The sequence below is a fragment of the Crossiella sp. CA198 genome, from assembly GCF_052078295.1.
Classification (GTDB): Bacteria; Actinomycetota; Actinomycetes; order Mycobacteriales; family Pseudonocardiaceae; genus Crossiella.
Genome location: NZ_JBQJIM010000006.1, coordinates 127,712 through 139,645, shown reverse-complemented (window position 1 = coordinate 139,645; position 11,934 = coordinate 127,712). Strand labels below are relative to the sequence as shown.

Annotated in this window: 10 protein-coding genes and 1 tRNA gene; 2 read left to right on the top strand and 9 right to left on the bottom strand. The window is 71.3% G+C overall.

Translation table 11 applies throughout. The features are described from left to right. Positions 1-98: 98 nt before the first annotated feature. Entirely contained in the window at positions 99-839 is a 741-nt protein-coding gene (locus ACTOWY_RS11840; protein WP_441309647.1) for a GNAT family N-acetyltransferase, read from the top strand. Between the two features lie 79 nt (positions 840-918). Here the strand turns inward: ACTOWY_RS11840 and ACTOWY_RS11835 are convergent, their stop codons facing one another. From ACTOWY_RS11835 to ACTOWY_RS11825, 3 genes are all read right to left on the bottom strand, one after another. Beyond that, the gene (locus ACTOWY_RS11835) at positions 919-2,730 is read right to left on the bottom strand and encodes a glycosyl hydrolase family 18 protein (RefSeq protein WP_441309646.1); all 1,812 of its coding nucleotides are present in this window, start codon (positions 2,728-2,730) and stop codon (positions 919-921) included. A gap of 768 nt (positions 2,731-3,498) precedes the next feature. Continuing rightward, the gene (locus tag ACTOWY_RS11830) at positions 3,499-4,392 is read right to left on the bottom strand and encodes a sigma-70 family RNA polymerase sigma factor (protein ID WP_441309645.1); all 894 of its coding nucleotides are present in this window, start codon (positions 4,390-4,392) and stop codon (positions 3,499-3,501) included. 117 nt (positions 4,393-4,509) lie between these two features. After that, positions 4,510-6,576: an ATP-binding protein gene (locus ACTOWY_RS11825; RefSeq protein WP_441309644.1), complete on the bottom strand. Its 2,067-nt coding sequence runs from the start codon at positions 6,574-6,576 to the stop codon at positions 4,510-4,512. A gap of 226 nt (positions 6,577-6,802) precedes the next feature. On the opposite strand from ACTOWY_RS11825, the gene ACTOWY_RS11820 reads away from it, so the two are divergent. Then, the gene (locus ACTOWY_RS11820; protein WP_441309643.1) at positions 6,803-7,690 is read left to right on the top strand and encodes an alpha/beta fold hydrolase; all 888 of its coding nucleotides are present in this window, start codon (positions 6,803-6,805) and stop codon (positions 7,688-7,690) included. A gap of 1 nt (position 7,691) precedes the next feature. Here the strand turns inward: ACTOWY_RS11820 and ACTOWY_RS11815 are convergent, their stop codons facing one another. The 6 genes from ACTOWY_RS11815 to ACTOWY_RS11790 all read right to left on the bottom strand — a co-directional run bounded on the left by ACTOWY_RS11815 (position 7,692) and on the right by ACTOWY_RS11790 (position 11,932). Next, the gene (locus ACTOWY_RS11815) at positions 7,692-9,335 is read right to left on the bottom strand and encodes a DEAD/DEAH box helicase (protein ID WP_441309642.1); all 1,644 of its coding nucleotides are present in this window, start codon (positions 9,333-9,335) and stop codon (positions 7,692-7,694) included. Between the two features lie 133 nt (positions 9,336-9,468). Next, complete coding sequence (locus ACTOWY_RS11810; RefSeq protein ID WP_441309641.1) at positions 9,469-10,437, bottom strand: NAD(P)-dependent alcohol dehydrogenase; 969 nt, start codon at positions 10,435-10,437, stop codon at positions 9,469-9,471. After that, positions 10,434-10,760, bottom strand: coding sequence for a helix-turn-helix transcriptional regulator (locus ACTOWY_RS11805; protein WP_441309858.1), 327 nt, complete (start codon positions 10,758-10,760; stop codon positions 10,434-10,436). The genes ACTOWY_RS11810 and ACTOWY_RS11805 overlap by 4 nt, the downstream gene beginning before the upstream one ends. After that, on the bottom strand, positions 10,661-11,089 hold the full coding sequence (locus ACTOWY_RS11800; protein WP_441309640.1) for a hypothetical protein: 429 nt from the start codon (positions 11,087-11,089) through the stop codon (positions 10,661-10,663). The genes ACTOWY_RS11805 and ACTOWY_RS11800 overlap by 100 nt, the downstream gene beginning before the upstream one ends. A 190-nt stretch (positions 11,090-11,279) precedes the next feature. After that, positions 11,280-11,355 (bottom strand) — tRNA-Arg (locus ACTOWY_RS11795). 112 nt (positions 11,356-11,467) lie between these two features. Next, positions 11,468-11,932: a thioredoxin family protein gene (locus ACTOWY_RS11790; RefSeq protein ID WP_441309639.1), complete on the bottom strand. Its 465-nt coding sequence runs from the start codon at positions 11,930-11,932 to the stop codon at positions 11,468-11,470. Between the last annotated feature and the right edge of the window lie 2 nt (positions 11,933-11,934).

The window sequence follows — 11,934 nt, the reverse complement described above, 5'->3', positions numbered from 1 at the left end:
CCCATCCGAACTCCTCTTCTCCTCGTCCCAACCGCAAGGACGGAAGCCCCGCGAAAGACGGTTGCACCCGAGTTCGCAATGAATAAAGATACGTCCTCATGCATACTCAGTCGATCTCGTTCGGGAGGCTCGCCTCCGAGGCGTGGCCGGGCCTGCACACCCGCGAGGTGGACGGCTGGCTGGTGCGCACCGCGGGCGGGGTGACCAACCGGTCCAACTCGGTGCTGGCCGAACAGGCTCCCGCTGACCTGGAGGCCGCACTGGCCGAGGTCGAACGGCACTACGCCCGGCTCGGCCAGCCCAGCGTGTTCCAGGTCGGCCCGGACAGCAGACCGACCAACCTGGACGAGGTGCTCGCCGCCCGCGGCTACCGGATCGTCACCCCGGTCTTCGGCCAGACCGCGCCCATCGCCGCGGCGCTGACCGCCCTGGGCGAGCAGACCCAGCGACCCGTGATCACCGACCAGCCCACCGAGACCTGGCTGGACCTGCACTGGGCGGAAAGCGGCCGGACCGACCCGGCAGGCAGGTTCATCACCCAGCAGATCCTGACCGCGGTGCCTGCCGGCTACGCCGAACTGAACGGCCAGGCCCTGGCCAGGGGAGCCCTGGTGCGGGACTGGGTGGGCATCTTCGGCATGTGGGTGGATCCCGCCGCCCGCGGCCAGGGCCTGGCCCGCGCGGTGCTCTCCGGTCTGCTGCACTGGGCAGCAGACCGGGGAGCGACCCAGGCGTTCCTGCAGGTGATGGCGCAGAACACGGTCGCGCAGCGGTTGTACGCCAGCGCCGGGTTCAGCACGGTCAGCCGTTATCACTACCGCGTGCTGGACCAGCCCTGACGCGTGCCGGGCCAGCCTCGACCGGCGCGAGCCAGCCCCGGCCCGCGCCGACCCCGGCCCCGGCCTCGGCCCGCGCCGGCTAACCGTGGAACGGCCCGGCCATCGCGTTGAGCAGGCTGTGCTGGGCGTCGTCGTCGGACAACTCCCACATGAACGTGCCGCGCAATCCGGTCTGCTTGGCGTAGGCCGCCTTCACCGCGATCGAGGCCGGGTCCTCGTAGCTGATGAAGGTCTTGGTCGAGGCGTTGTACAGGTACGGCACCTGGGCGGTGCCGTGCCGGAGCTGCTGCCAGGCCGGGTTGTTCAGGTACTGCGCCTTGATCGTCTTCCACTGCGGCGCGTTGATGGTGCCGGAGTAGGGCAGGAACAGGCCCTTCCTCGCATCCGCCTGCGGGCTGTTGACAGTGAAGCCACGCGAGTAGAACGGCGTGCCCAGCACCATCTTGTTCTTCGGCACCCCGTTGGCCAGGTAGTGCTCGATCCCGCCGATCACGTTGTTGCCGCCCTTCATCGGCTGCCCGGTCGGGTCCTCGGCGGCGGCCCGCATCGGCGCGTTGAACATCGAGATCGGCGAGTAGCCGGTGCCCATGTCGTAGGTCATCACGTTGTAGAAGTCGAGCGTCTTGGCCACCTCGGCCAGCTCGAAACTCTGTGACACGTCGTAGGGTCCGTCGTCCTGGAACCGCCCGACCGGCGTGGCCGCGATCAGCTGCAGCCTGCGGCCCTGGGCGGTGCCCACCGCGTCGATCTGCCGCCGCAGCTCCTGGAACAACAGGGTGGCGTTGCGCTTGTCCTCCGGCCGCTTGGTGATGATGCCGCCGGAAACCGGGAACTCCCAGTCGATGTCGATGCCGTCGAAGACATCCCGGTGCTGCTTGAGGTACAGGTCCACACACGAGCTGGCGAACGCGCCGCGCGCTGCCGGGGTCAGCGCCCCGTCGGAGAACCCGTCCGCGCCCCAGCCACCCAACGAGATGATCACGTTGAGGTGCGGGTGCCGCTGCTGCAGCGTGCGCAGCTCGGCGAAGTGGTTCAGCGCCGCGGCACTGGGCGCCTGGCACCGCCCGCCCTGCACCGACCCGAAGGCGTAGTACAGGTGGGTCAGCTTCTGCGCCGGGATCTGCGCGACCGGGAACCCGGTCCAGCCCGCGTAGTAGGCCCCGACGATCCCGCCCTTGGGCGCACTGCTGTCCGCGGTCGTGCTGCCGGTGACAGCCTGGCTGCGCCCGGACTCGTTGCCCGCCCCGTCCACCGCGGTCAGCACGTAGGTGTGCGTGCTCTCCGGCGCCAGCCCGGACACGGTCACCTCCGTACCCGCGCTGGAGGCGACCAGCGCCGAGCCCTCGTACACCCGGTACCCGGCCACACCCACGTTGTCCGTGGCCGCGGTCCAGGCCAGCGTCAGACTGCTCGCCGTGCTCGCGCTGACCCGCACCGCACCCGGCACACTCGGCGCCAGTGTGTCGGTGGGCCCGCCGGCACACGGCGCACCGTTGACCGTGCAGCCGGTCGGCCCGGCGAAGGCGCCGGTGAAGCTGCCGTTGAAGCCGACGGTCACGCTCTGGCCCGCGCCGATCGTGCCGTTCCAGGACAGCGCCTGCACGGTGTTGCGGTCACCGGACGCCGAGTGCTGCCCATTCCACAGGCTGGTCACCCGGACGTTGGCCGGCAGGTCGAACACCAGCGTCCACCCGCTCGCGGGCAGGTCACCGGTGTTGCGGATGGTGTACTGCGCCCCGAACCCGGAATCCCAGGTCCCGGTGGTGGCGAAGCTCGCGGACAGCTGCGCCGCCGCATTCGCCGAGGGCGGTATCAGGAGCCCGGACAACGCGAGCAGTCCGGACAGCAGGGCCAGCAGACGGGTTCTCGGGCGGGAACGCGGACGGGACACCGGCAGTCCTCCAGCAGCTCGTGCGGTGGCGGCGGCGAGCCCACCGAGCATCTGGTCTAGACCTATTCGCTGTCAAGCGAGGGCACCGATCCGGGCCCCGGCGGACATCTCGCCGGACACCCTGGCCGACACCCCGGTTGACACCCGCCGCAGGCCGCGGCACGGCGTTGCCGGTTGGCACTCACCACCAGTCGTTGTCGCAGGTAGCCGACCCGAGTCGGCGTTTGGTGGCGGTAGTGGCGCCGCGGCTGCCGCTGGTCCCGCCGCCCCAGGCACCCGGACCCCTCCGCAGAGGGTTGCCTGGATCGCGCGCGACCGGCTTCCGGCATTCCTCGGCCCCGAGCCCCGGAAGCCGGTCAGCGCGCCCAACGCCCCGCCCAGCCCTCGCCCAGCGCCGCGCCGCTTAGCACCGCCGAGTGCCGCGCCGCGTATCCCGCCGCGCTCAGCATCCCGCCGGGTCCGGCGGCCTGTCCTCCGTCCGGTCCGGCGCCCGGCTCCACCCGGAGCCCCGTCGCCGCCGCTGCCCGCTCTCCCGGCCCAGCCACCAGCCCAGGCCGAGTCCACGTCCAGGCCTCGGCCGGACCGGCCTGTCCGCCTTGGTGGCCGGCACCGCCACACCTCGCCCGCTCTCGGACGCTTCGCTGAGAATTCCGTGTTCCATGCCTCCACCCTGCTCGCATCCGCCGGCCCGTGCCAGGGACTCTGCGTCCCAGGGACTCCCCGTCCCTGGGACGCAGAGTCCCTGGCTAATGGCGTTCCGAGCCCCCGTCAGCGGAGTAGCGTCACCGACAGCCGCCCGAGTCGCTCCGGGTCGGCAACGACGTCGATGCCGACGATCCGATCGTCGACAACGGTGAGCGCGAAGGCGACCCGGGTCCGACTGCCCGCGACGACCACCGCGCCCAGCACGCCGTCGAGCAAGGCAGGCTGGGCCGCCCGAGCCCGGCCGGAGAAGGTCTTCGCGACAGCCTCGGCGCCCCGCAGTTCGGCAGCCAGCAGCGGTGCGCCCTGCTTCGCGTAGGTCTTGGCGGTGGTGACCGCCACCTGGTCGGCGCGGAGCACGACGTCGGGGTCGAGCACCGTGAGCAGGGCCTGGAGATCACCACCGCGGGAGGCGGCCAGGAACGCCTCCACCACGGCGCGTTGCCGGTGCTGGTCGGGCTCCGGTCCGGCGGGTGCGCCCTGCACCCGCCGGCGCGCCCGGCTGGCGAGTTGACGGGTCGCCTCGGGCGAGCGGCCCACGATCGGCGCGATCTCGTCGAAGGGCACCGCGAAGAGATCGTGCAGCACGAAGGCGAGCCGTTCCGCGGGCGCCAAGGTCTCCAACACGACAAGGAGGGCAATACCGACTGAATCAGCGAGCAGCGCCGCCTGCTCCGGCCCGTCGACCTCGGCGACCCGCTCGGGGAGCTGTTCCCCTGGCAGTTCCTCCCGCCGGGAACGCTTGGCCCGCAACATGTCCAGGCACACCCGCCCCACCACGGTGGTCAGCCAGCCCGCGAGGTTGTCTACCTGCCCGGTATCGGTCCGACTGAGCCGGAACCAGGCTTCCTGCACCGCGTCCTCGGCCTCGGTGCGCGAGCCGAGCACGCGGAAGGCCACCGCCAGGAGGTGGCTGCGGTTCTCCTCGAACCGTGCCGCGAGCACATCGTGTTCGTCCATCGGTCATATTCCTTCGCCGGGGTCCGTCACTGGCTCTGACGGAGCAGAACCGCGGGATGTGACAGAAAGCAGAACACCAGGTCCGCCCGGCCGGCCGGGCGGGTCTGGCCGTCAAGCTCAGCTGACCTTGCCGACTGGGTGGTCCTCGCCGTGGATCTCCCTGTCCCACAACACATCGCACAGTCTGCCGAGGCCGGTCTGCAGGTGCCGTCGATAGGTGCTGAACGGCAGGCCGAGGCGGGCCGCGGCGGCCTCCTGGGTGGGAGCGCCGCGGGTGTAGGTGGCGGTGACCGCGCGGTGGTACTTCTCGCCGCCGCGGTCCTCGCGCAGGGACTGGATGGCGCGCAGCAGCAGGTCGTTGAGGGGCATTCTGGTCTCGGCGACCAGGCGGCTGTGGGTCAGTGGGTTGGCGGTGTGGGCTTCGGCGTCGCGCAGGCAGCGCAGGGCGTCGCGGACCGCGCTGTCGAACTCCGGGCGGGTCAGCACGACCAGGCCGGGCGGGCTGGGCCGATGCGCCGTGGTCGCGCGCAGTGGGGTCAGCCGGGGCGGGGTGCGCTGGCTGCGCCAGTCGCGGGCGAACAGGGTGTAGCTGTGTTCGCCTACGGCCGGGCGGTCCGGCACGGGGTGGTTGCCCCAGTGGGTCAGGTGCGGGGTCCAGAACTCCGGGTCGCGCAGCACGGTGTAGGTCCAGGCCAGGCGGTGTGGGCGCAGGGTTTCCGCGATGGCGCCGCAGCGCATCAGATCGAGCACGGGGGAGGGGCGCTGGTAGGCCTCCGGGTGTACCGCGAAACGGGCTACCGCAAGGGTTTCGCCCTCGCGTAGGGGCGCGGTGGCGCGGGCGTGGGCCCAGGCGGCGGCTACCACCGGGTCGGTGTCTGCTCCCTCCTGACCGGCCAGGCGCAGCCAGGCGGAGAAGGCGATCACCCGGCTGGTGCGGGTGCACTGGTAGAGCCGGAACGCTTCTGGTTGGCGGGCCAGCCAGTAGCGGGCCAGTTCGGCGGCGGCTGGGCCTTCGGCGGACTCGGTCAGCGCGAGCACGGTGGCGTGCTCGGCGGGTGTGTACGGCAGCTCGCGCACCGAGCCCGCGTCGCGGAAGGTGTGCGTGGCCTGCACCGAGGGGTCCCGGCGCAGGTAGAGCAGGGCGTCGATGAGCGGCAGGGCCTCGGCGCGGGTGGTGGTGTGGGTGGCGGCGCGGGCGGTCGGGTGGGTGGCGGCGCGGGCGGCGGTCTGCACCGCGGCACGCAGGTGGTCCCGGATCTGGCCGTGCATGGTCTGGTGGGCGTCCGGATCACGCCAGCGCAGATCCGCCTCCAGCGCCGCGCGCACCACCGGACTCGGGTACAGCCCGCGTTCGGTGACCGCCACGAAGGGCAGCCCGCGTAGCCAGCCGAACAACTCCGCGGCGGCCTCGCCCAGCACCGCGCGCAGCAGGCCCTCGGTGGTGACCCGCGCGTGCGCGCACACCTCCAGCGCCCGCCGGTGCAGTGCTGACGGCAGGCCGCCGATCAGCTGGGGTAGCAGCGCCTCCAGCACGCCGTGTCCCGGCGTCCAGTCGGCAGGCGGCGCCGACTCGTGCTGGGCGAGGGCGGCGGCCAGGGCCAGGGCGAGCGGGTTGCCGCCGGTGAAGGACAGCAGCGCGTCGATCGCGGTCGAGGGCACGCCCCGGTCGCGCAGGAAGGTCTCCGCCTCGGCGAGGGCCAGGTCGCGCACGGGCAGCGCGCGGAACAGTCCGGCCCAGCCCGGGTCGACCAGCCATCGGCTGCCCGGCGGGCGGCGGCCGGCCAGCACGGTGACCACGCCGACCGGCAGCCGGGTCAGGAAGTCCTCGCGCAGCCAGTCCGCCAGGCCCGCGCAGGCGTCGAAGTCGTCCACCAGCAACACCGCGCGTTCGTCCATGAGGGCAACCTGAGCCCTATTCGCGAATTGCCCTGGATCCGCACCGACAATACGTCCGTCGATCTCGACAACGGTGTGGCCGGCCGAACGGGCAACCTGCCCGAATCGTCGAAGCAGAGTCGACTTGCCGATGCCGCCCGGACCGTGCGCGAACAACACCGACGCGGCCCGGCCGGTCCCGGTCAACGCCTCGGTGAAGGCGCTGAGCTGGTCTTCCCGGCCGACAAAGGCGCGTTCCCGCATTGCCTGCACGCGGCGGCCGAGTAGGGACTTCTCGTTTCCGGACATGAACCACCTCGGGTCGGATGTCACAGTGCTGCCAGTGCCGTGACGAGGTTGTTCTACGTCGAAAGACCCGCCTCGGGCCAGATCGCGGCCGTTGTCGGCCAGATCATTGCCCGCGAATAGCGCATTCGGAATTTCTATATCGGATCATGTGGCCTGTTGCGTGTACGTAGGGGTATACGTATAGTCGGCGGCGCACCGGACGAACCTGGACCCGAGGGGGATCACGATGACCCAGGCAGCCGCGTTACCGCTGGGCGAGCACGTGCGGGCAGGCGGGCGGACGTTGTTCACACACCGTTCCGGCCGGGGCGGGCCGCCGGTGGTGTTCCTGCCCGGCGCGAGCATGGTCGGCCTGCACTACCTCAACCTGCACAACCGGATCGCCGAGCACACCACCAGCGTGCTCTACGACCGGGCGGGCACCGGCTTCAGCGAGCGGATCCCGTTGCCGCGCACCGCGGCCGAGGTCGCCGACGAACTGCGCGAACTGTTGCGCGCCACCGGTGTCAGCGGTCCATACGTGCTGGTGGCGCACTCCCTGGGCGGGGTCTACGCCCGCCGCTTCGCCCAGCGCTACCCGGACCAGGTGGCCGGACTGGTGTCGCTGGAGGGCGCGCACGAAGACTGGGACGACTACATGCCGCCGGAGCTGCGGATCCAGAACGGGGCCGCGGACGCGCCGATGCCCGAACTGCCCGCCGAGATCATCCAGCGATTCCGCGACCTGATCACCGCGAAGCTGGCCGCCTGGCCTGCGGAGATCCGCGAGCTGCTGATCGAACGGCAGCTCGACCTGGAGTGGATGCGGATCGGCGCCCGGGAGCGGTCCAACCTGGCGGCGGTGTTCGCCGAACTGCGCCGTGGCGGCCCGATCCCGGACGTGCCGTACCTGCTCTACACCGCCAACGGCATCGACCCGAGCCAGCGACTGTTCCTGACCGAGGAACTGCTGCGGGTGCAGGGCGAACGCAAACTGGCGATGTACCAGGCACTCGCCGCCGCCGCGCCGCGGGGCGAGCACCGGGTGCTGGCCCATGGCAGCCACAGCTGGCTGCACATGGACCAGCCCGAGGAAGTCGTCGAGGGCATCCTCGACGTGCTCAAGCGGGTGTGACTCAGCGCCCGCCGCGGCGAGCGCCCGCCCTGCTCTTCGCGGAGAAGCTCGCCGCGCTGCCGGCCGGGGTGGCCGCGGCGGCGGGCGATGCGGGGGCCCGGCGCGCGCCGGAGCCACCACGCCGGGCGCCAGTGCTGGTGTCAGCGTCCTTGGCCGCCCGCGGACCGCCGCGCTGACCGGAGCCGGTGCGCTGGCCGGAGCCGGTGCGCTGGCCGGAGCCGCCCCGGCCGGAACCGGTGCGCTGTCCCGAACCACCGCGCTGGCCGGAGCCTTCGCGGGTGCCCGAACCCTCATCCGGCGCGGAGCCGTTGCGCGGGGCGGCGCTGGTGCGACCGCCCGAGCCCCGGCGACCGCCCGCACCACCACGGCCACCACCAGCGGCGGCGCGGCGCGCCGGCTGGCGCTCCGACGGCGCCGGCGTGGGGGGCGGGGTGACGTAGGAGCGTTCGCCGACCGCGAGCTGCGCCAGCAGCGGGTGCTCCGGCGTCACCTTGGTCAGCTGCGGGGAGATGCCCGCCTTGCGGGTCAGGTCCCGGACGTCGGCGGCCTGGTCGGCGGTCATCAGCGTGACCACCGTGCCTGCCGCGCCCGCCCGTGCCGTGCGGCCCGAGCGGTGCAGGTATGCCTTGTGCTCCATCGGCGGATCGGCGTGCACGACCAGCGTGACGTCGTCCACGTGGATGCCGCGGGCGGCGATGTCGGTGGCCACCAGCGTGCTGATCCGGCCCTCGGCGAAGGCGCCCAGGTTGCGGGTGCGGGCGGACTGGCCGAGGTTGCCGTGCAGTTCGACCGCTGGCACGCCCGAGGCGATGAGCTGCTTGGTCAGCTTGGTGGCCCCGCGCTTGGTGCGGGTGAACACCACGGTCCGGCCCGGCGCGGCGGCCAGGTCGGCCAGCACCGGCAGCCGGTGCTCGGCGCGAACCTGCAGCACGTGGTGGGTCATCGCGGTGACCGGCGACTGGGCCGAGTCGACGCTGTGCGTCACCGGGTTGCTGAGGTAGCGGCGCACCAGGGTGTCCACTCCGCTGTCCAGCGTTGCGGAGAACAGCAGCCGCTGCCCGCCCTTGGGCGTGGTGTCCAGCAGCCTGCGCACCACCGGCAGGAAGCCGAGGTCGGCCATGTGGTCGGCCTCGTCCAGCACGGTGATCTCCACCGCGTCCAGGTTGGCGTGCCCCTCGCCCATGTGGTCGGCGAGCCTGCCGGGGCAGGCCACCAGGATGTCCACGCCCGCGCGCAGCCCGTTGATCTGCGGCCGGGGAGCCACTCCGCCGAAGACGGTCATCGTCCGCAGCTTGAGCGCCTTGGCAAGCGGGGCAAGGGATTCGGTGATCTGGCCGACCAGTTCACGGGTCGGCGCGAGGATGAGCGCGCGCGGCCTGCCGGGCCGCCGGGGAGTGTTGCTCGCGGCCAGCCGGGCCAGCATCGGCAGCAGGAACGCGTAGGTCTTGCCGGAGCCGGTGCGGCCGCGGCCGAGCACGTCGCGACCGGCCAGGGAGTCCGGCAGGGTCGCGGTCTGGATCGGGAACGGGGTGTCGATGCCCCGCTCCGCGAGCACCGCGGCCAGTGCCGCGGGAACGCCGAGACCGGTGAAGGTGGCGGCGGGCTGAGCAGGCGAAAGAGTCGTGTGAGGGCGGCGGGCCGCCATGAAGTCTCCGAACGTATGAGGTGTCGTCCTGCCCGGCGCGGATCGTCCGCAGCGCAATGGTGGATCGACCAGAAGGGCAGCCCGAGGCAGAACTGAGCGGGCCGCGATGCCAGTGTAGCTCAGCCGGACCAGGTCAGACCGAAATAACGACCTTGCCCCTGGCCTTGCCCTCGTGCAGATGCCGGATCGCGACCGCGGTCTCGCTCAGTGGGAAGGTCCGGTCAAGCGCGGGTGTGAGCTTGCCCTCCTCGGCGAGTTCGCCCAGCAGCGCGAAGTCCGCGGCTCGTTCGGTGGCGAACAGTCCACGCAGGTTCTGCTTGAGCAACAACGACCACAACGTGGCGCGCAGCACCCGGTCGGTGCCGCCGAACCAGCGCCCGGCGCCCTCGCCACCGACGATGACCAGGGTGCCCGCCGGGGTCAGCGCCCGGCGCAGGTGGGCGAGTGAGCAGAGCCCCGAGTTGTCCAGGATCAGGTCGTAGCGGGTGCCGTCGACGAAATCCTGCTGGCTGCGGTCGATCACCCGGTCCGCGCCGAGCGAGCGGACCAGCTCGACCCGCTCCGGCCCGCACACCGCGGTCACCTGGGCGCAGAACTCCTTGGCCAGCTGCACCGCGAAGCTGCCGACCCCACCGCCGGCGCCGGTGATCAGCACGTGCTGCCCGGCCCGGATCCGGCCGGCGTCCCGCAGACCCTGCAACGCGGTGCCCGCGGAGATGGGCATGGCCGCCGCCTGCTCGAAGGTCAGGTTCGCCGGTTTGGCCGCGAGCCGGTCCGCCCTGGCGCACACATACTCGGCGAAGGAGCCCTCCGCGGTCCCGAACACCGCATCCCCAGGCTGGAACCCGGTCACACCGGAACCAACCGCCTCGACCACACCCGCCACATCCCGGCCGCGCACCGCGACCTTCGGCCTGCGCAGGCCGAAGCCCAGCAGCCGGAGCAGATAGGGCTGCCCGGTCATCAGGTGCCACACCCCGGGGTCCACCCCGGCCGCTCGCACCCGCAGCAACACCTCGCCGTCCTTGGGCGTCGGCACCGGAATGTCCTGGAACGCCAACACATCCGCCGAGCCGTAACGGTCCTGCGCGATCGCCTTCATGATCTCTCCCCCGCATCGCCCGGATACTGGAAAACGTCGTCGAGCCCCACGTTGAACACCCGCGCGATCTGGAAGGCCATCTCCAGCGACGGCGAATACCGGCCGCCCTCGATGGCGATCACCGTCTGCCGGGTCACTCCGATCAGATCGGCCAGCTCGGCCTGGGTCATCTGGTCCTGCCCGAACCGCAGCGCGCGGATCGAGTTGGTCACCTTGGTCGGCTTCACCACGGCTGGAACCCCTGCCGGTAGGCCATCACCTTGGTCGCCGAGCCGAGCACCGCGGAGAGCACGAAGCCCAGGTAGATCGTGTTGGCGATCCAGAAGTGCGGCGCCTCGGCCATGGACATGACCAGCGCGGACATCGCGCCGATCACGATGAAGGACCCGCCGACGTGCTCACCGAACCGGTTGATCTCCCGGTCCCGCTGATCGGTCCGGTTGGCCGCGGCGGAGGTGGCGATGGACGCCAGGATGTGCAACACGATCCCGGCCACGATGCCACCGCCGATGGTCCACAGCATCATTGCGGCATAGGGGGTTTCCGTCAGCGGACCAGGTCCGGACCGCCCCAGCACGAGGACCAGGTAGGTGGTGTAGCCACAGATCGCCACCACCATCAAGATCCACGCGCGCTTCTCTTCGATCGCCACGCCGGGCTCCTATGTAAAGGAAACTTGACACGACCGAATGTAAAGCAGACCAGACACGGTGTCAAATATTCTTGACTTGTGGCGCTGGGCTTGCGCGCGCAGGTGGCGTGGGCACCTGCTACGGACCAAAACAAGATCGGCCCGCTACCTTGTTTACGCAGGTAGCGGGCCGATCTTTGTTGTTCAGCTGTGGTGGCCCCGGCAGGATTCGAACCTGCGACACCCGCTTTAGGAGAGCGGTGCTCTATCCCCTGAGCTACGAGGCCGGGACAAGCTAGGCCAGCCTAGCGGGTGGGCGGCGGCTTGTCCTCGGTGGATCGGGCTGAGCCCGGAGGGGTGGCGGAGATCGCACCCACGTCCCCTCCGGGCGCCCGGCACTCAGCCCTTGGCGAGCTGGGCGTTGATCCAGTTCTTCAGGTCGCGCTCGGCGTTGGCGCCGCCGTAACCGATGCGGCGCGAGTCGGGCAGGTCCTTGGCGTTGCGGATGCCCTGGAGGGTCGGCAGGTACTTGATGTTGTGCTTGGTCAGGATCGCCTTGGACTCGTCCGCGTCGACCTCGGCGAGCACCCACTTGCCGCCGTTCTCCTTGGCCATCTTCTCGATGACCGGCTTCATCTTCTGGCACGGGGGACACCAGGTGGCGCCGAAGTCCATGATGACCAGCTTCTGCTTGGAGGTCTCCATCACCTGGTCGTAGTTGGCGCTGGTCACGTGGACGATGTTCTCCTCGGCGCGGACGCCGGAGGTTTCCACGCTGCTGGGCGCGGCGGTGGCGGTGCCGGCGAGAGCGGCCGTGGCCAGGGCGGCCGCGGCCAGCGCGGCGGCGAAACGGGTCTTGCGCATGG

Coding starts and splice junctions, on each gene's coding strand:
- ACTOWY_RS11790 (WP_441309639.1), bottom strand. CDS start 11,932: ATGCGCAAGACCCGTTTCGCCGCCGCGCTGGCCGCGGCCGCCCTGGCC.
- ACTOWY_RS11840 (WP_441309647.1), top strand. CDS start 99: ATGCATACTCAGTCGATCTCGTTCGGGAGGCTCGCCTCCGAGGCGTGG.
- ACTOWY_RS11830 (WP_441309645.1), bottom strand. CDS start 4,392: ATGGACGAACACGATGTGCTCGCGGCACGGTTCGAGGAGAACCGCAGC.
- ACTOWY_RS11820 (WP_441309643.1), top strand. CDS start 6,803: ATGACCCAGGCAGCCGCGTTACCGCTGGGCGAGCACGTGCGGGCAGGC.
- ACTOWY_RS11825 (WP_441309644.1), bottom strand. CDS start 6,576: ATGTCCGGAAACGAGAAGTCCCTACTCGGCCGCCGCGTGCAGGCAATG.
- ACTOWY_RS11815 (WP_441309642.1), bottom strand. CDS start 9,335: ATGGCGGCCCGCCGCCCTCACACGACTCTTTCGCCTGCTCAGCCCGCC.
- ACTOWY_RS11810 (WP_441309641.1), bottom strand. CDS start 10,437: ATGAAGGCGATCGCGCAGGACCGTTACGGCTCGGCGGATGTGTTGGCG.